This window comes from Acidovorax soli (genome assembly GCF_014207955.1).
Lineage (GTDB): Bacteria > Pseudomonadota > Gammaproteobacteria > Burkholderiales > Burkholderiaceae_C > Acidovorax > Acidovorax soli_A.
In genome coordinates, this window is sequence record NZ_JACHLK010000004.1 from 1 (window position 1) to 18610 (window position 18610).

Consider the following 18610-nt stretch of genomic DNA (forward strand, 5'->3'; position numbering starts at 1 on the left):
CCTTCCCATCCCGAACAGGACAGTGAAACGACTTTGCGCCGATGATAGTGCGGGTTCCCGTGTGAAAGTAGGTCATCGTCAGGCTCTTACAGCCCCAACCGCCCCCAGTACCATTTGGTATTGGGGGCGTTTGCTTTGGGCGCACGGAAAATGCAACGGCCAGAAAAAATCCCATGGCGCATGTCGAAATGGCAGGCCATGATCCGTCGTGTTGACAGAGCCACGTTGAGCTCTGACCACCACACGAGGAGATCCCGATGCGATTCATGGTACTGATCAAGGCCGATGCGAACAGCGAAGCCGGCGTGATGCCCAGTGAGCAATTGCTGGCCGAGATGGGCCGTTTCAACGAGGAGCTGGTGAATGCGGGCGTGATGCAGGCGGGCGAGGGCCTGCACCCCAGTTCCAAAGGCGCCCGCGTGCGCTTTTCGGGCAAGGAACGCCAGGTGATCGATGGCCCCTTTGCCGAGACCAAGGAGCTGATCGCCGGCTTCTGGATCTGGAAATGCGCGTCGCTCGATGAGGCCATCGCCTGGCTCAAGCGCTGCCCGAACCCCATGCTTGGCGAGTCCGAGGTCGAGATCCGCCAGGTGTTTGAAGCCGAGGACTTTGGCGCCGAGCTGACCCCGGAACTGCGAGCCCAGGAGGACCAGCTGCGCACCCGCGTCGAAGAGCAGCTGCGCCAGCAGGACGCCTGAAACGGCACCGCCTCAGCGAGGCGGGCGCCACAGGCCGTCAGCCGTCAGCCGTCAGCCGTCAGCCGTGTGCAGTGGCGGCTGCGGGAGGCCCGAAGCGGTAGACACCCTCGCCGTCGATGCTGCGCTCGAAGCCGCCATCGAGCCACAGCAGGTGCAGGTGGGCGAGGGCCTCGCCCAGGGCAAAAGTCATCTGGTGCGGGTCCAGTGGGCGTTTGAACATCACGGGCAGCACATCCATGGCCGACAGGGGCCGGGCCGTGCTGGCGGCATCGACGATCTCCTGCAGGCGCTCCTGGTGATGGCTTTGCAGCTGCGCGATGCGCACATGCAGGCCGGTGAAGGGCTTGCCATGCGAAGGCAGGGTCAGCGTATCGGCCGGCAGCGCCAGGTAGCGCTTGATCGAGGTGAGGAACAGGCGCAGCGGGTCGGCCTCAGGCTCGGCCGCATGCACGCTCACATTGGTGGAGATGCGCGGCAGCACCATGTCGCCGCTGACCAGCACCGACAGCTCGGGGCAGTGCAGCGCGATGTGCTCGGGCGCGTGGCCGTAGCCGCTGATGCAATTCCAGGTGCGCCCGCCGATCTCGATGGCATCGCCCTCCATCATGCGCCGGTAGGTGCCAGGCAGCTCCGGCACCATGGAGCGGTAATACGAGCCCCGGCCCTGCACGTGGCCGAGGAACTCTTCATTGCGCGCGCCATGGGCCATGTAGAAATCGGCACTGGCCTCACCGCTGAACCCGTCGCTGTGGAGCGCTGCGCGCGCGGCATAGTAGTCGGTGGCGCTGATCCACAGGCGCGCGTTCCAGCGCGCGCACAGCCAGTGCGCCAGGCCGATGTGGTCGGGGTGCATGTGGGTCACGATCACGCGCAGGATGGGCAGTCCCTCCAGGCTGGAGGCAAACACCTCCTCCCACTGCGCCCTCGTGAGCGGGTTGTCGATGCAGCAGTCCACCACCGTCCAGCCGTCGACCAGCTGGTTGCCCACCGGCTGGCGGTCGCGCAGCAGCCACAGGTTGATGTGGTCCAGCGCAAACGGCAGGCCCATGCGGATCCAGCGCACCCCGGGGGCCACGTCCATGGCCGTGCCGGGTGCGGGCAGCACATCGCCCAGAGGGTAGGTGATTTGGTGTTCGAGGGGATTCATGGAGGGCCCTGCTTGGGTTAGCATTGACGTTAACGTAAACGTCAGATTGATTGCATTGTAGGGACGCTTTGCGCATCGGCTGTCGCCCGTGCGAAACCCACCCCTGCGCACCCCGCCCATGGCCACCTCCTACACCATCAGCGACCTCGCCAAAGAGTTCGATCTCACGACGCGCGCCATGCGCTTCTATGAAGACATGGGCCTGTTGCAGCCCGAACGCACCGGCCCCGCGGGCCGCAACCGCATCTACAGCGCGCGCGACCGCACGCGGCTGCGCCTGACCCTGCGCGCCAAGCGCCTGGGCCTGTCGCTGACCGAGGCCAAGGAGATCATCGACCTCTACGACAGCCCGCGCGATACGGGCGCGCAGTTGCGCAAGTTCCTGGAGGTCCTGGGGGCGCACCGCAAACAGCTGGAGGAGCAACTGGCCGATCTGCAGGCCAACCTGGAAGAGGTGGAAGAGCACGAACAGGAAGCCCGTGCGCTGCTCGACAAGGTGGAATCGCAAAAATGAGCCATAATTGACGTTTACGTAAACGTCAATTCGTCCATCTTTCAGGAGCCTGCCGTGACCAGCCCTGCCTTCGAGGTGAAAAGTCCGCGCTATGTGGAGCGTGTGCAGGACAGCTTTGCCCTGCAGGGTGCCATGCAGACGCTGGGCGCCCGGCTGGCCCGTGTCGAGCCCGGTGCGGTGGACATCGCACTCGACTGGGCCCCGGGCCTCACGCAGCAGCACGGTTTCCTGCATGCCGGCATGGTCGCCACGGCGCTCGATTCCGCCTGCGGCTACGCCGGCTTCACCTTGATGGCCGAAGACGCCGCCGTGCTCACCATCGAATTCAAGATCAACCTGCTGGCCCCCGCCCAGGGCGAGCGCTTTCGCATGGAAGGCCGGGTGCTCAAGCCCGGCCGCACCATCACCGTGGCCGAAGGGCGTGCCTACGCCATCGGCCCGCAAGGCGAAAAGCTGGTGGCCACCATGGGCTGCACGTTGATGGCAGTGACCGGCCGTGAAAACATCCGCAACTGAGACGTTCGTACCCCGAATCCGCACCACTTACTTCCTACCAGGAGACAAACCATGAGCATCCCCGCCAACCTGCCCGGCCTGAACTTCCAGTTGGGCGAAGACATCGACGCCCTGCGTGACGCCGTGCGCGACTTCGCCCAGGCCGAAATCGCGCCGCGCGCCGCCGAGATCGACCGCAGCGACCAGTTCCCCATGGACCTGTGGCGCAAGATGGGCGAGCTGGGCGTGCTGGGCATCACCGTGCCCGAGCAGTACGGCGGCGCTGCCATGGGCTACCTGGCGCACATGGTGGCCATGGAAGAGATCTCGCGCGCCAGCGCCTCGGTGGGCCTGTCCTACGGCGCGCACAGCAACCTGTGCGTGAACCAGATCAACCGCAACGGCAACGAAGCGCAGAAGGCCAAGTACCTGCCCAAGCTGATCAGCGGCGAGCACGTGGGCGCGCTGGCCATGAGCGAGCCCGGTGCCGGCTCGGACGTGATCAGCATGAAGCTCAAGGCCGAGGACAAGGGCGGCTACTACCTGCTCAACGGCAGCAAGATGTGGATCACCAACGGCCCTGACGCCGATACCCTGGTGGTCTATGCCAAGACCGAGCCCGAGATGGGCGCGCGCGGTGTCACGGCCTTTCTGATCGAAAAGGGCATGCCCGGCTTCAGCATCGCGCAAAAGCTCGACAAGCTGGGCATGCGCGGCAGCCACACGGGCGAGTTGGTGTTCAACAACGTCGAAGTGCCCGCCTCGCAGGTGCTGGGCGGCCTGAACCAGGGCGCCAAGGTGCTCATGAGCGGCCTGGACTACGAGCGCGCCGTATTGACCGGAGGACCTCTGGGGATCATGCAATCGGTGATGGACAACGTCATCCCTTACATTCACGACCGCAAGCAGTTCGGCCAGAGCATTGGCGAATTCCAGCTCATCCAGGGCAAGGTGGCCGACATGTACACCGTGCTCCAGGCGGGGCGCTCGTTTGCCTACACCGTGGCCAAGAACCTCGACATGCTGGGAACCGACCATGTGCGCCAGGTCCGCAAGGACTGCGCCAGCGTCATCCTCTGGTGTGCCGAGAAGGCCACCTGGATGGCGGGCGAGGGCGTGCAGATCTTCGGCGGCAACGGCTATATCAACGAGTACCCCCTGGGTCGTCTGTGGCGCGATGCCAAGCTGTACGAGATCGGCGCTGGCACGAGCGAGATCCGCCGCATGCTGATTGGCCGGGAACTGTTTGCCGAGACCTGCTGACCCCCGGCAGGCCGATCCACCTTTTTGAGAGCCGAGACCCCATGAGCACCTCCATCGAAGACCTGTTTGTCCACAACCGCGCCTGGGCGGCCCAGATGGAGCGTGAGCGCCCCGGCTTCTTCACCGGCCTGCTGGCCCAGCAAAAGCCCAAGTACATGTGGATCGGCTGCTCCGACAGCCGCGTGCCCGCCAACCAGATCACCGGCCTGGAACCCGGCGAGGTCTTCGTGCACCGCAACGTGGCCAACGTGGTGGTGCCCACCGACCTGAACTGCCTGTCGACCATCCAGTACGCGGTGGACCAGCTGCGCATCGAGCACCTCATGGTCGTGGGCCACTATGGCTGCGGCGGTGTGCTGGCCGCGCTCGAAGGCATCCGTGTGGGCCTGGCCGACAACTGGATCCGCCACGTGGCGGACGTGCGCGACCGCCACCGCGATCTGATCGCCTCCATCGCACCCGAATGGCGCCACGACGTGCTGTGCGAGCTCAACGCCATTGAGCAGGTGGTCAACATCGCCCAGACCACGGTGATGCTCGACGCCTGGGGCCGCGGCCAGAAGGTCACGCTGCACGGCTGGTGCTACGGCCTCAAGGACGGCCTGATCAACAACCTGCACATGACGGTGGACAGCACCGAGGGCCTGGAGTCGCTGTACAAAGCAGCGATTGCGGGCGTGGCGGAAACCCGGCGGGGCTGAGCCGGCAGGTCCTGCAGGAGCGTCCGCCCATGTTCCCGCAACGGCTCGATGCGCCCCAGGCGTATGACATCGCCAAGGCGATGATGGACGGTTTCAACCGCCACTACCGCCTGTTCCGCACCGAGTCCGCGCGCGCCAAGCACCGTTTCGAGACGGCCGACTGGCATGGCCAGCAGCGCGCCCAGCGCGAGCGCATCGAGTTCTACGACCTGCGCGTCAAGGAATGCGTGCGCCGGCTCGAAAAGGAGTACGACGCGGGCCGCCAGCCCATGGACGTGTGGCACCAGGTCAAGCTCCACTACATCGGCCTGCTGGTCAACCACCACCAGCCCGAGCTGGCCGAGACCTTCTTCAACTCGGTGACCTGCAAGATCCTGCACCGCACGCATTTCCACAACGACTTCATCTTCGTGCGGCCCGCGGTCAGCACCGAGTACATCGAGAACGAAGAGCCCGCCGCCCGGCCCACCTACCGCGCCTACTACCCGGCACGCGAGAGCCTGCAGGGCACGCTCACGCGCATCATCGACAACTTCCAGCTGCAGGGCGAGTTCGCCGACCTGCAGCGCGACACCGGCCATGTGCTGCGCGCCATGCAGGGCCGGCTCGACAAGGTGCGCCTGCGCGCCAACTTCCAGATCCAGGTGCTGGCCAGCCTGTTCTTCCGCAACAAGGGCGCCTACGTGGTGGGCAAGATCATCAACGGCTTCAACGAAGTGCCGTTCGCCCTGCCCATCCTGCACGACGCCGAGGGCAAGCTCTGCATCGATGCGGCGCTGTTCGGCGAGGACGACCTGCAGATGCTGTTCAGCTTTGCGCGCGCCTACTTCATGGTGGACATGGAGATCCCGAGCGCCTACGTGCAGTTCCTGCGCAGCCTCATGCCGCGCAAGCCGCGCGCCGAGATCTACAACGCCCTGGGCCTGGCCAAGCAGGGCAAGACGCTGTTCTACCGCGACTTCCTGTACCACCTCAAGCATTCGAGCGACCGCTTCCGCATCGCGCCCGGCATCAAGGGCATGGTCATGCTGGTGTTCGACCTGCCGTCCTTCCCCTTCGTGTTCAAGCTCATCAAGGACTACTTCCCGCACCAGAAGGAGACCACGCGCGAGCAGATCAAGGCCAAGTACCTCTTGGTCAAGCAGCATGACCGTGTGGGGCGCATGGCCGACACGCTGGAATACAGCGAGGTGGCCTTTCCGCGCGAGCGCTTCGATGACGAGCTGATCGCCGAGATCCAGAAGTTTGCGCCCAGCCAACTGGAGATCAGCGACCGCGACGGCGATGGCCAGACCGAGGTCATCATCAAGCACCTGTACATCGAGCGGCGCATGATCCCGCTCAACATCTACCTGCAGGAAGCCTTCGACACCGGCCTTGCGGACCCGCGGGCACGCCAGCAGATGGAGCGCAGCGTGATCGAGTACGGCAATGCCATCAAGGACCTGGTGGCCGCCAACATCTTCCCGGGCGACATGCTGTGGAAGAACTTCGGCGTCACGCGCAACGGCAAGGTCGTGTTCTACGACTACGACGAGATCGAATACCTGACCGACTGCCACTTCCGCCGCGTGCCCGCGCCGCGCAATGAAGAGGAAGAAATGAGCGGCGAAGTCTGGTACCCCGTGGGCCCACGCGACGTGTTCCCCGAGACCTTCGGCCCCTTCCTGCTGGGCAACGACGCCGTGCGCGCCGTGTTCATGCAGCACCACGCCGACCTGCTGGACGCCGCCTTCTGGCAATCGCACAAGGAGCGCATCCAGGCCGGCCATGTGTACGACGTGTTCCCTTACGACACCGACCGGCGTTTCCTCGACCGGCCGCGTGACTGATTTTTTGATTTGCCCCCATCCAACCCACTGCAGGAGACATTGCCATGAGCAACCACCCCCAAGACCCCATCGTCATCGTCGGCGCCGCACGCACCCCCATGGGCTCGCTGCAGGGCGACTTTTCCAGCCTGGCCGCCCATGACCTGGGGGGCGCCGCCATCAAGGCCGCGCTGGAACGCGCCGGCGTGTCGCCCGATGCCGTGGGCGAGGTGCTCTTCGGCAACTGCCTGATGGCCGGCCAGGGCCAGGCGCCTGCACGCCAGGCGGCCTTCAAGGGCGGCCTGCCCAAGGGCGCAGGCGCGGTCACGCTGTCCAAGATGTGCGGCTCGGGCATGAAGGCCGCGATGATGGCGCACGACATGCTGCTTGCCGGCACGCACGACGTGATGGTGGCCGGTGGCATGGAGAGCATGACCAACGCCCCCTACCTGCTGCAGAAGGGCCGCGGCGGCTACCGCCTGGGCCATGACCGCATCTTCGACCACATGATGCTCGACGGCCTGGAAGACGCCTACGAGCCCGGCCGCTCCATGGGCACCTTCGGCGAGGACTGCGCGGCCAAGTACCAGTTCACGCGCGAGCAGCAGGATGCCTTTGCCACGGCCAGCGTGCAGCGCGCCAAGGCGGCCACCGAGTCGGGCGCCTTTGCGGCCGAGATCGTGCCCGTCACCGTCAAGTCCCGAACAGGCGAGGCCGTGGTCTCGGTGGACGAAGGCCCGGGCAAGGTCAAGCTCGAGAAGATCGCCACCCTGAAGCCTGCCTTCAAGAAAGACGGCACCATCACCGCCGCATCGAGCTCCAGCATCAACGACGGCGCCGCCGCGCTGGTGATGATGCGTGAATCCACCGCCAAGAAGCTCGGCGCCAAGCCCCTGGCCCGCGTGGTGAGCCATGCCACGCACGCGCAGGAGCCCGAGTGGTTCGCCACCGCCCCGCTGGGCGCCACGCAAAAGGCCCTGGCCAAGGCCGGCTGGGAGGTGGGCGACGTGCAGCTGTGGGAGATCAACGAGGCCTTCGCCGTGGTGCCCATGGCGCTCATGAAGGAACTGAACCTGCCGCACGACAAGGTCAACGTGAATGGTGGCGCCTGCGCCCTGGGCCACCCCATCGGTGCCAGCGGTGCGCGCATCCTGGTCACGCTGATCCATGCGCTGCAGGCCCGCGGACTGACCAAGGGCCTGGCCACGCTGTGCATCGGTGGCGGCGAAGCGACAGCCATGGCGGTTGAACTGGTCTGAAAAAATACCGGCACCCCCTGAGTCGCTTCGCGCCTCGGTGTGTCCGCCAAAGGCGGCCACTCTTCGAGCACGTCCAAGCCTGCGCAGGCAGGCTTGGAGCCGCGGCCCTCAGCCCCTCTCTCGACTCGCTGCGCGAGTCGAGAGAGGGGGACGCCCCCGGTGCGGCGGGGCGGCCCTTGCACGAGGGCGCTGGCTCTCGCTGTGCGTGCTCTGTGGACTGCTGGAAATAAACAGCCTCAGAAAGATTGATACTTCACAACCGTTCAACCATTCGCTATGAGCGCCGCCATGGAATCTGACGTCCCCACCCCCATCGACCCTGCCACCATCGCCGCGTTCTGGCAGGCGTTCTCGGACGCGGAAGCCTCCCTGCATGCCTTGCCGCTGCGCGAGCGGGTGGAGCAGGGCAATGAGCTGCTCGAGCAGCACCTGAGCGGGCTGGCGCTGGAGCTCTCGGGTGGCGCGGAGGACGAGGTGGTGGACCTGATCGTCACTGCACACGGCAGCAGCGACCGCTTTCCGCTGCTCATGCAGGTGGTGGCCGCGGCGCCCCGGCTGCGCCACCACCGCGTGCGCGCGTTCCGCGAGCGCACGCGCCAGCCGGACTTTCCCATCGGCATGGACGGCTTCGAGCTGTCCACCGCCGAGGTGCTGATCGCGCTGGGCCAGGACGACGGGCAGGCGGCGCTGGAGATCCGCTTCGGCCGCGAGATCCCGCAGGACTTCCAGGACCACGCGCGCAACATGGCCTTCATCATGATCGACCATGTGCTCGGGGAGTACGACTTTGCCGTCAAGGTCGGTGCCGTGGATTTCGTCGAAGAGTCCCTGGACCCCGATGCCGAATGGACACCGCTGTCGCTGCTGCCGCCCGTGTTCGACCGCTACTGGGTCGAGGCCCTGGGCCGCACCGGCGAGTTTCCCACTGGCGAGCACGAATGGGACGGCATGACCCTGGTCTTCGGTGGTGCCGATGGCGATGGGGCCGAGCCCAGGGACGAAGCCATCGTGATGATCAACCGCAGTGCCAACCCGGTCGCCATGCGGGCCGATCTGGCCTACGCGCTCACCCTGGATCTGGCGGTGGCGGATGGCGACGAACTGGAGGCCGTGCGCGATCTGCAGGACCAAGCCGCCACCCTGCTGGAGCTGCCGCAACTGGGCATTCTGGCCTACACCATGACCCGGGCCGGGCGCCGCAAGGCGGTGTACTACGTGGGCGACGAGCAGATGGCCAAGCAGGCCCTGGCGCCGCTGCTGCTGCGCGACGAGGCCGCATCCCTGGAGCTGTCCGTCACCTTCGACCCCGCCTGGTCCGGCTATTTCGAATTCGCCGTGCATTGACGGCTTGTTTTGCTTTTACTTGAACGGAATCCGGCATGGCCACCATCCTCATCATCGGCGCGTCGCGCGGTATCGGCCTGGAGCTGGCGCGCCAGTACACGGAGGCAGGCGAGCGCGTGATCGCCACCGCGCGCGACGACGCAGGGCGCGAACGCCTGCAGGCGCTGGGCGCCCAGGTGCTCACCGTCGATGTGGCCAACCCCGCCAGCGTGAGCGGCCTGGCCTGGTTGCTCGATGGTGAAAAAATCGATCTGGCACTGTACGTGGCCGGTGTGATCCGCCGGCCCAACGCGCTCACGCCCCCCACGCAGCAGGACTTCGACGCGGTGATGCACACCAATGTGCTGGGCGCCATGCAGGCCCTGCCCCAGGTGGCGCCGATGGTGGCCGACGCGCAGGGTGTGTTCGCCTTCGTGTCTTCGTCCATGTCGCAGATCGGCAGTGTGGACGACAGCGAGTCCTGGCTGTACCGCACCAGCAAGGCCGCCCTCAACATGGCGGTGGCCGCGGCCCAGCACGACTACCCCGGCGCCATCCTCCTGACCATCGACCCCGGCTGGGTGCAGACCGAGATGGGCGGTGGCGAGGCGCCCCTCACGGTGCAGGACAGCGTGCAGGGCATGCGCAGCACCCTGGCGGGCGTGACTGCAGCCGACAAGGGGCGCCTGCTGCACCAGGACGGCCGGCGCGCCGCGCACTGGTAAGACCCCCTTCTTCATTGATTCCAAAGACGAGATTCCGGAGACGACACCCATGCTGCTGACCCAAGACCAGGAAATGATCCGCGACGCCGTGCGCGATTTCGCGCAGGCCGAGCTGTGGCCCCATGCGGCGCGCTGGGACAAGGAGCACCATTTCCCCAAAGAGGCGCACCAGGGCCTGGCCGCGCTCGGCGCCTACGGCATCTGCGTGCCCGAAGAGTTCGGCGGCGCCAACCTCGACTACCTCACGCTGGCCCTGGTGCTTGAAGAGATCGCCGCCGGCGATGGCGGCACCAGCACCGCCATCAGCGTGACCAACTGCCCGGTCAACGCCATCCTCATGCGCTACGGCAACGCGCAGCAAAAGAAGGACTGGCTCACGCCCCTGGCACAGGGCCGCATGCTGGGCGCTTTCTGCCTGACCGAGCCGCATGTGGGCTCGGACGCATCGGCCTTGCGCACCACAGCCGTGCGCGAGGGCGACGGCTACGTGATCAACGGCGTCAAGCAGTTCATCACCAGCGGCAAGAACGGCCATGTGGCCATCGTCATTGCCGTCACCGACAAGGGCGCGGGCAAGAAGGGCATGAGCGCCTTCCTCGTGCCCACCGACAACCCGGGCTACGTGGTGGCGCGGCTCGAAGACAAACTGGGCCAGCACAGCAGCGACACGGCGCAGATCAACTTCGACAATTGCCGCATCCCGGCCGAGAACCTGATCGGCGCCGAGGGCGAGGGCTACAAGATCGCGCTCGGTGCGCTCGAAGGCGGGCGCATCGGCATCGCCGCGCAGAGCGTGGGCATGGCGCGCAGCGCCTTCGAGGCGGCGCTGGCCTACTCCAAGGAGCGCGAGAGCTTCGGTACCGCCATTTTCAACCACCAGGCCGTGGGTTTCCGCCTGGCCGATTGCGCCACCCAGATCGAGGCCGCGCGCCAGCTCATCTGGCACGCCGCCGCGTTGCGCGACGCCGGGCGCCCCTGCCTGAAAGAGGCAGCCATGGCCAAGCTGTTCGCCAGCGAGATGGCCGAGCGCGTGTGCAGCGCTGCCATCCAGACCCTGGGCGGCTACGGCGTGGTGAACGACTTCCCGGTGGAGCGCATCTACCGCGACGTGCGTGTGTGCCAGATCTATGAAGGCACGAGCGATGTGCAGAAGATCATCATCCAGCGTGCGCTGGCCTGAGCCGGGCGCTCAGGCGCCCGGCTGCCGCAGCCACTGCGCGAGCAAGGCGTGCAGCGTGTCGGCGTCGACCGGCTTGCGCAGCACCAGGTAGCCCTGGGCGTCGGCCTCCAGCAGCTCGGGGGCGTCGAACTCGCCGCTGACCATGGCACCATGCGCGTCGGGGCAGCGCTCCAGCAGGGCCAGCAGCACCTCGAAGCCGCTTTCGCCCGAGCGCAGGCGCTGGTCGCAGAGCATGGCCTGGGGCGTGAAGCCGGCATCGATGTGGGCGAAGGCCTCGCGCGCGTCCGAGGCCAGCCGCACCTCCACGCCCCAGGTGCCGAGCAGGGCCGCCCAGGCGCCACGCACATGCGGGTCATCGTCGAGCACCAGGCAGCGCCCGGCCAGCAGGGCGTGGCGCCCTGTGGCACCCTGGGGGGCCAGAGGGGAGTCTGGCGGCGGCGCGTCGGTGGCGGGCAGCTCGATCCAGAAGCATGAGCCCTTGCCGAGCCGCGAGCGCAGGCCCTGCCGGGCCCCCATCAGCGCGACGCAGCGCGCCACCACGGCCAGCCCCAGGCCGTGGCCGCTGCGGTGCAGCTGCCATGCATGCTGGGGTCGGTAGAAGGCCTGGTAGATCTGGCCCTGCTCTTCCAGCGCCACCCCGACGCCGGTGTCCCATACCTCGATGCGCCAGTGGCCGCCGCGGCGCCGCGCACCCACCAGCACGCCGCCATGCGGCGTGTAGCGCAGCGCGTTGTGCACCAGGTTGGCGAGCGATTGGCGTGCCAGTGCCGGGTCGGCCAGCACGCTGGCCTGGGCCGGCGGGCGGCGCAGGCGCAAGGCCAGCCCGCGCGCGCCGGCCTCGGCCGCGAACTGGGTGTGAAGGTCATCGAACAGGTTGTGCAGCAGCAGCGGCACGGGCCGCAGCTCCACCGCGCCCGACTCGATGCGCGACAGGTCCAGCAGGGCATCGAACAGGTGGCTCACCGAGCGCATGCTCAGCCGCCACTGCGTGAGCAGGTCTTGCAGCCGCGGGATGTCTTTGCCGTGCAGGGCGATGGCCTCGGCCAGCAGGCCCATGGCGTGCACGGGCTGGCGCAGGTCGTGCGCGGCGGTGCTCAAGAATCGGTTCTTCTCGGCCAGGGCCGTTTCGGCCGCGCTGCTGGCCTGGCGGTAGCGCTCGGCCAGGTCCCGGCTGTGCTCTTCGAGCGCCACCTGGCGCACGAAGAAGCGGTGCGATTGGATGGCGCTGCGGTAGATCACCGCCATCATCACCAGGGCGATGGGCAGGGTGAAGTACCAGTGGCTTGCGAAGGTCCAGGGCATCAGCACCAGGCTGCCCGCCATGCCGAAGAAGAAGGCGCGGTAGATCTGCCAGGAGGCCGACATCTGGGCGGCGAGGACGGCCACCGTGCCTATCAGGCCTGCATACACCAGCAGCATGAAGTCGTAGCTGGCACTGCCCATGGGCAGTGCCACGGCAGAGGCCAGCGCCAGGCCATGGGCCAGTGCCAGCCGCTGCACCCTGGGCTGCCAGCTGGCGAGCAGATCGGCGGGGGGGCGTTCGAGCTGCTCGCGCCGGTAGCGGCGCAGCAGGTGCCATGCGTACCACAGGGCCGGCAGGTACAGTGCGCCCCCCACGAAAAAGCCCCACGGGTTGCCGCCGAGCCAGGCCAGCAGCCCGCCGAACAGAAAGCCCATGGCCGGCATGGCTGCCATGCTCAGGCGCAGGCGTGCAAAGGCGGCACTCAGCAGCCGCAGGCGGCCTTCATCGCTGGGCTGGGAAGCGTCTGGCGGGCGTTCTTTCATGTCCACGTGCGATGGCTCCATCAGTGGCCGGGCCGGGGGTGGAGCCACTGGGCCAGCACGGCATGCAGGCGGACCACATCGAGCGGCTTGGGCAGCACCAGGTAGCCTTCGCTTTCGGCCTCCTGCAGCTCGGGCGAGTGCAGTTCGCCGCTGACCATGGCGCCATGGGCATCGGGGCAGTGCGCCATCAGCGCGCGCAGGATGTCGAAGCCGCTCTCGCCCGAGCGCAGGCGCTGGTCACACAGGATAGCCTGCGGCGTGAAGCCCCGGTCCACCAACTCCCAGGCTTCGCCGGCGCAGCTGGCGAAGCGGGCCGTGACGCCCCAGGCCTGCAGCAGGGCTGCCCACGCGGCCGCCACCTGCGGGTCATCGTCGATGACCAGGCAGTGGCCTGCCAGCGGGGCCAGGCCGAGGCGGTCACGGCCTTCTTCCGCCGTGCTCCATGCCGCGCTGTCCAGGCGGGCGGCAACGGGCGCTTGGGCAATGGGGCGGGCTTCGGGCAGGTGCAGCCAGAAGCGCGAGCCCCGGCCCAGGCGCGATGCGAGCCCGTAGTCGGCGCCCATCAGCTTGGCACAGCGCGCCACCACGGCCAGGCCCAGGCCGTGGCCGTTGTTGTCGATGCCCCAGGCGTGCTGCGGGCGGTAGAAGGGCGAGTAGATGCGCAGCTGGTCCTCCAGGGCCACGCCCACGCCGGTGTCCCAGACCTCGATCTGCCAGCCCGCGCGGCGCCGGCGCGCGGTAAGCAGCACCCCGCCCTGCAGGGTGTAGCGCAGTGCGTTGTGCACCAGGTTCACGACCGCCTGGCGCAGCAGGTCCGCATCGGCCAGCACGCCGGCCTCGGGGCCCGGCAGGCGCACCCGCAGCTGCAGGCCGCGCGTGCGCGCCTCTTCGCGGAACAGCGTGAGCACGTCGCCGAATAGGCCATCCAGGGCCACCGGAGTGGCGTGCACGGCCACATGGCCGCCTTCGATGCGCGAGAGGTCGAGCAGCGCGTTGAACATCTGGTTGACCGAGTGCACGCTGCGCTGCAGGTCGGCCAGCGGCGCATCCAGGCCGTGGTCGCGGTTGCGCCGCGCGATGGCCGCGGCCAGCAGGCCCATGGCATGCACGGGCTGGCGCAGGTCGTGCGCAGCGGTGCGCAGAAAGCGGTTCTTTTCTTCCAGGGCCGCCTGGGCCTCGTCACGTGCCGCCAGGTAGCGTGCGGCCATCTGGGCGCCGCGCTCCTCCAGCCGGATCTGCTGCACGAAGAAGCGGTGCGTCCTTTGGGCGTGGCGGTAGATGGCCAGGCTGAGCAGCAGCGCCAGCGGCAGAATGGCATGCCAGTGCTCTGGAAACACCCAGACCAACAGGGGCAACGAGGCATTCCAGCCCGCCATGTACAAGCGCATGAACACGCCGAGCACGGGCGTCTGCAGGGTGGCGTTGCCGACCACGATGGCGGCATTGGTCACCAGCAGCAGCAGGGCGAAGTCGTAGCCCGCATGGCCGGCCACGATGGCCAGGGGCGCGCTGATGCCCAGCCCGTGCAGCAATGCGCATGTTTCGAGCCGCGGTTGCCACTTGCGCACCAGCGCCTGTGCATCCAGGCGCTCGCGGTCGCGCAGGTGGATGCGGCGCTGCACAGACATCGCCAGGGCAAACAGGGCGTAGAAGCCGCACCACAGCCACATCCCGCGCGCGTCGTTCTCCCGCGCGTAGAACAGCGTGAGCGCCAGCGACACCAGCGGCAGCACGAAGATGCTGGTGAGCAGAAAGCCGAAGGTCATCTCCAGCAGGCGCGCCTGCCCCTCGCTGCTGATGGGGGCGTCGTCGGACCAATCGGCCGGTGGCACGGCCGCGGGCGAGGCCATCAGCCCGCAGGCCCTGTGGCCAGCACCAGCCTGCGCCCGCGCAGCTGGGTGATGGCCTCGATGCGGTTGCGCGCGCCCAGGCGCTGCAGGATGGCGGTGACATGCTCCTTGACCGTGCTTTCCGACAGGGCCAGGTCCAGCGCAATGCGCTTGTTGGGCTGGCCCATCAGCACCAGGGCGAGGATTTCGCCCTGGCGGGTGGACAGGCCCAGCTCGGCCGGCGTCACCGGCAGCTCACGGCTGCGCAGCCCGCCGGCCTGCAGGCGGCTGGGCGGCACGAACCAGGTCAGCCCGCCCAGCAGCGCATGCACGGCCTGGGCAAAGGTGCCAGGGCTCTCCTGCTTGTGCAGGAAACCGTGCGCGCCCCCCGCACGGGCGCGCTCGCCCAGCAAGGGGTCGTCGTCGCCGCTCATCACCACGATGGGCGTCTCGGGGCAGCGTGCCCGCAGTTGCGCGATGAGGCCCAGCGCCGCCCCTTCGGCCAGCCAGAAATCGATCAGGGCCAGCGCGGGGGCGCCGTGCAGCACCACCTGCTGCAGGCAGTCGGCGGCGTCGGTGGCCAGCCGCACTTCCAGGTCGGGGCGCAGCGAGCGCAGGAACTCCGCCACGCCGCGCGCAACCAGGGGGTGGTCATCGAGGATGAGGGCGTAGGGGAGCGTGGCGGGCATTCGGGTGGCGTGTCGCGGCAGGCGCAGGCAAATTCTGCCAAGTGTGGCGCAAGCAGGCTGCCGCGCAAACCCTACCGCAGTAGGGGTTCCACAGGGGAAGGGCTGCGATGTGCGCGCACGGCGGCCTGCAACATCCGGATACCTTGTGAGCCGGGTCGCGGCATGCGGGTGGTGATCTGCATCACCAGCCCCCGCGGGCTGCCAGCCGGACACTGGTGGCACACCAACCAGGTGGACACCAGAGGACGCAGTTCCGCGTTCGGAGTGCCCACCACTTCGAGAGGAGTTTCCATGCCCATGACCCGAACCCCGGGCGCAATGCGCCCTGAATGGCCTGCCGCGCGCACGCTCGTCCCTGCTGCCAAGGCCTTGCTGGCTGGGGCTGCCCTGGGCGTGCTCTGCGCCTGTGGCGGAGGCGGGGGCAGCGACAGCCCTGCGACGGGCGGCGAACCCGGCACGCCCACCACGCCGACCACGCCCCCGACCGAGGTGCGCTGGACGGTCGGCGGAACGGTATCCGGCCTGGCCGCAGGCCAGACGCTGGTGCTGCAGAACCAGGGTACGGACGACTTCACGCTCGGTGCCAACGGCGCGTTTGTGATGGCCGCCAGCTGGCCGGCGGGCAGTCGCTACGACGTGGCCGTCAAGACCCAGCCGACCGGGCAGCTGTGCACGGTGGCGCGGGGCACGGGCAGCTTGACCGCCGCGGTGACCGATGTCGCCATCGCTTGCGAAACCCTGCCCGTCGCCATGTACACGCTGGGGGGCACGGTGAGTGGCTTGGCCTCGGGCTCCACGCTGGTGCTGCGCACCAGTGCGGGAGAGCAACTCCCCATCTCCGCCGACGGCCGCTTCACCTTCACGACCCCTTTGCCCGGCGGGGCCGACTACACGGTGACCGTGCAGAATGGGCCGGCTGTTCAGCAGTGCGCCGTGCGCAATGGTGTGGGCACCATGCCGCACACCCTTGTGGACACGCTGAGCGTGCGCTGCACCGTGCCTGGCGCCTTGCCGCAGGGGCTGTGGGCGCAGGAGACCTGCCAGCCGCCCGGCGCGCTGGGGCCCTCCAGCCGCGTGGTCCTGCAGTTCGGTGAGGCCACCGCAGGTTCCCTCAGCTACAACAGCGGCTGGGTCTACTACCCCAGCGAGGCATGCCCGGGCGAGGGCCGGTACAACGCCGGGCCCAAGGTCGGTGTCCGAACCTTCAAGGTCGAGCGGACCGAGGGTTCGGCGCAATTCGCGGCGCACTGGGGCGCCTCGGACCTGCTGCTGCCCGTCTCGGAACGCAAGGACGTGTGGGTGCGCAAGGAGGCACGCTTGTGCATCCTGGAGGGGGCCACGCAGGCGACCTATCCCACGCTGGCCAGCCTGGAGCCGGCGGTCACCGCTGCGATCGCTGGCGGCAAGTGCTACACGCCCTACTGAAGAACAACGGGCGATTCAACCGGCGCTGTCGCGCCTGCGCAGCACCACGGTGATCTGGCCGTTGGTCTCGATGGTGGCGCGCTCCACCTCGTGCAGGTGCAGGCAGCCGCCGGCGCGCAGCGCGGCCTCCAGGTCGTCTGTGGACAGCAGCTCCTTGCGCATCAGGTCGGCGCGCACCTGGCCGTGCTCTACCAGCACGCGCGGGGTGCCGTCGATCAGGCGCTCCAGCCAGGGGGTGCGGAAGGTCAGGTGGGCCAGCACCACGTGGCAGGCGATCAGCGTGGTGGCCGAGATCAGGCCGCCGACGAGCGAGTTGTCACCCGCATTCATCGAGTTCTGCACCGCGTTTGACAGGATCAGCAGCAGCACCAGGTCAAAGGGCGCGTACTGCCCCGTCTGGCGTTTGCCCGTGAGGCGCAGGAACACCAGCAGGAAGACATAGACCACCACCCCGCGCAGCACGAATTCCCACCACGGCACGCTCATTTCCCACATGGTTCAACTCCTTGGACAGGGATGTCCATGCGCGCCAGTCTACGGTGCGCGCGCGTCGGCGAAAATCAGGCCCTGCGCTTCCTTGTGTTTGACCAGAGAAAGACCTACCACGCCATGCTGCGTCGCGAATTCCACCACCATGCCAGCGCAGGCGCGCTGGGTGCCCTGCTGCTGGCCGTTGCCCACCGGGCGCATGCCCTGTCGCTGGCCGACCTGTCGGCCGCCGACACCTCGGGCGGGCTCAAGGCCGCCCTGTCCCAGGGCGTGCAGGCTGCCGTCGCATCGCTCGGCCGGCCCGACGGCTTTCTGGGCAACCCCCGGGTGCGCATCGGCCTGCCGGGGCAGCTCGACGAGGCCGCCAAGCTATTGAAGTCGCTGGGCCAGGGCCGGCGCATCGATGAGCTCGTCACCTCCATCAACCGCGCGGCCGAGGCCGCCGTGCCGCTGGGCAAAGACCTGCTGGTGCAGGCCGTGCAGGGCATGACGGTGACCGACGCCCGCAATATCCTGACCGGCGGCGACACCTCGGTGACGGCCTTCTTCGCCGACAAGACGCGGGCCCCGCTGGGCGAACGCTTCTTGCCCGTGGTACACCAGGCCACCGAGAAGGTCGGCGTCACGCAGAAGTACAACGCGTTTGCCGGCAAGGCGGCCAGCTTTGGCCTGCTCAAGGCCGAGGACGCCAACCTGGCGCAGTACGTCACTGCTCGCACGCTCGACGGCCTGTACCTCATGATCGGCGAGGAAGAGCGTGCCATCCGCCAGAACCCGGCTGCTGCAGGAAGTGCATTGGCCAAAAAAGTCTTCGGCGCAATCCGCTGAAGAGGATTTCCCCGTGGCCTCTTCCGACACCACTGCCTGCCCCTGCGGCCAGCTCAACGCGCGCCAGAAACCCCTGGCCTATGTCGACTGCTGCGGCCGCTACGTGGAGCATTTCGACACCACGCCCGCGCCCGATGCGCAGCACCTCATGCGCTCGCGCTACAGCGCCTTTGTGCGCGAGCGGGCCGACTACCTGCAGGCCACGTGGCATCCGCGCACGCGGCCTGCCGATCTCGACTTCGACCCCGCCACCCGCTGGCTGGGCCTTTCGGTGCGCAGCCACCGGAGCACGGGCGCGGACACGGCCGAGGTCGAGTTCGTCGCGCGCTACCGCGTGGGTGGCAAGGCCGTGCGCCTGCACGAGACCAGCCGCTTCGTGCGCGAGGACGGCCGCTGGTTCTATGTCGACGGCGACCAGCAGTGAGCTGCATTTCCCCATTCCCTTTTGC

18 protein-coding genes are annotated in these 18610 nt (G+C 67.9%); 13 read left to right on the plus strand and 5 right to left on the minus strand.

Features of this window, described 5'->3' with window-relative positions:
- Nucleotides 1-257 precede the first annotated feature (257 nt).
- Entirely contained in the window at nucleotides 258-698 is a 441-nt protein-coding gene (locus tag HNP48_RS11675; protein WP_184857111.1) for a YciI family protein, read from the plus strand.
- Nucleotides 699-756: 58 nt separating this feature from the next.
- On the opposite strand, the gene HNP48_RS11680 is transcribed toward HNP48_RS11675, so the two are convergent.
- A complete protein-coding gene (locus HNP48_RS11680) occupies nucleotides 757-1845 on the minus strand; it encodes an MBL fold metallo-hydrolase (protein WP_184857112.1) in 1089 nt (362 codons plus the stop codon).
- 118 nt (nucleotides 1846-1963) lie between these two features.
- Here HNP48_RS11680 and HNP48_RS11685 point away from each other — a divergent pair, with 118 nt between their 5' ends.
- The 9 genes from HNP48_RS11685 to HNP48_RS11725 all read left to right on the plus strand — a co-directional run bounded on the left by HNP48_RS11685 (nucleotide 1964) and on the right by HNP48_RS11725 (nucleotide 11116).
- A complete protein-coding gene (locus HNP48_RS11685) occupies nucleotides 1964-2359 on the plus strand; it encodes a MerR family DNA-binding transcriptional regulator (protein ID WP_184857113.1) in 396 nt (131 codons plus the stop codon).
- A gap of 54 nt (nucleotides 2360-2413) precedes the next feature.
- On the plus strand, nucleotides 2414-2875 hold the full coding sequence (locus HNP48_RS11690; protein WP_184857114.1) for a PaaI family thioesterase: 462 nt from the start codon (nucleotides 2414-2416) through the stop codon (nucleotides 2873-2875).
- Between the two features lie 51 nt (nucleotides 2876-2926).
- Nucleotides 2927-4117: an isovaleryl-CoA dehydrogenase gene (locus HNP48_RS11695; RefSeq protein ID WP_184857115.1), complete on the plus strand. Its 1191-nt coding sequence runs from the start codon at nucleotides 2927-2929 to the stop codon at nucleotides 4115-4117.
- A 41-nt stretch (nucleotides 4118-4158) separates the two neighbouring features.
- Nucleotides 4159-4818: a carbonate dehydratase gene (can, locus tag HNP48_RS11700; protein ID WP_184857116.1), complete on the plus strand. Its 660-nt coding sequence runs from the start codon at nucleotides 4159-4161 to the stop codon at nucleotides 4816-4818.
- A gap of 29 nt (nucleotides 4819-4847) precedes the next feature.
- Complete coding sequence (gene aceK, locus HNP48_RS11705; protein WP_184857117.1) at nucleotides 4848-6650, plus strand: bifunctional isocitrate dehydrogenase kinase/phosphatase; 1803 nt, start codon at nucleotides 4848-4850, stop codon at nucleotides 6648-6650.
- Between the two features lie 44 nt (nucleotides 6651-6694).
- Entirely contained in the window at nucleotides 6695-7888 is a 1194-nt protein-coding gene (locus HNP48_RS11710; protein ID WP_184857118.1) for an acetyl-CoA C-acyltransferase, read from the plus strand.
- A gap of 288 nt (nucleotides 7889-8176) precedes the next feature.
- Nucleotides 8177-9232 carry a DUF695 domain-containing protein gene (locus HNP48_RS11715; protein WP_184857119.1) on the plus strand — a complete coding sequence of 352 codons (1056 nt, stop codon included), beginning with the start codon at nucleotides 8177-8179 and terminating at the stop codon, nucleotides 9230-9232.
- A 35-nt stretch (nucleotides 9233-9267) separates the two neighbouring features.
- Nucleotides 9268-9936, plus strand: coding sequence for an SDR family oxidoreductase (locus tag HNP48_RS11720; RefSeq protein ID WP_184857120.1), 669 nt, complete (start codon nucleotides 9268-9270; stop codon nucleotides 9934-9936).
- Nucleotides 9937-9985: 49 nt separating this feature from the next.
- On the plus strand, nucleotides 9986-11116 hold the full coding sequence (locus tag HNP48_RS11725) for an acyl-CoA dehydrogenase family protein (RefSeq protein WP_184857121.1): 1131 nt from the start codon (nucleotides 9986-9988) through the stop codon (nucleotides 11114-11116).
- A 9-nt stretch (nucleotides 11117-11125) separates the two neighbouring features.
- Here HNP48_RS11725 and HNP48_RS11730 read toward each other — a convergent pair whose 3' ends face one another.
- From HNP48_RS11730 to HNP48_RS11740, 3 genes are read right to left on the minus strand one after another with little or no spacing between them, the layout of a single operon-like run.
- Nucleotides 11126-12901, minus strand: a complete 1776-nt coding sequence (locus HNP48_RS11730; RefSeq protein ID WP_260420225.1) for a hybrid sensor histidine kinase/response regulator — start codon at nucleotides 12899-12901, stop codon at nucleotides 11126-11128.
- Between the two features lie 20 nt (nucleotides 12902-12921).
- Nucleotides 12922-14751 carry a hybrid sensor histidine kinase/response regulator gene (locus HNP48_RS11735; protein WP_184857123.1) on the minus strand — a complete coding sequence of 610 codons (1830 nt, stop codon included), beginning with the start codon at nucleotides 14749-14751 and terminating at the stop codon, nucleotides 12922-12924.
- A complete protein-coding gene (locus HNP48_RS11740) occupies nucleotides 14751-15419 on the minus strand; it encodes a response regulator transcription factor (RefSeq protein WP_184857124.1) in 669 nt (222 codons plus the stop codon). Before HNP48_RS11740 ends, HNP48_RS11735 begins: the two co-directional genes overlap by 1 nt.
- 291 nt (nucleotides 15420-15710) lie before the next feature.
- Between HNP48_RS11740 and HNP48_RS11745 the strand changes: the two genes are divergently transcribed.
- A complete protein-coding gene (locus HNP48_RS11745; RefSeq protein WP_184857125.1) occupies nucleotides 15711-16844 on the plus strand; it encodes a hypothetical protein in 1134 nt (377 codons plus the stop codon).
- Between the two features lie 15 nt (nucleotides 16845-16859).
- Here HNP48_RS11745 and HNP48_RS11750 read toward each other — a convergent pair whose 3' ends face one another.
- Nucleotides 16860-17339, minus strand: a complete 480-nt coding sequence (locus HNP48_RS11750) for a DUF421 domain-containing protein (protein ID WP_184857126.1) — start codon at nucleotides 17337-17339, stop codon at nucleotides 16860-16862.
- Nucleotides 17340-17453: 114 nt separating this feature from the next.
- On the opposite strand from HNP48_RS11750, the gene HNP48_RS11755 reads away from it, so the two are divergent.
- Together HNP48_RS11755 and HNP48_RS11760 are read left to right on the plus strand one after the other, a co-directional pair.
- Nucleotides 17454-18161 (plus strand): DUF4197 domain-containing protein, encoded by a 708-nt coding sequence (locus HNP48_RS11755; RefSeq protein WP_184857127.1) that lies wholly within the window; start codon nucleotides 17454-17456, stop codon nucleotides 18159-18161.
- A gap of 13 nt (nucleotides 18162-18174) precedes the next feature.
- Nucleotides 18175-18585, plus strand: a complete 411-nt coding sequence (locus HNP48_RS11760; protein WP_184857128.1) for a YchJ family metal-binding protein — start codon at nucleotides 18175-18177, stop codon at nucleotides 18583-18585.
- Nucleotides 18586-18610: the final 25 nt, after the last annotated feature.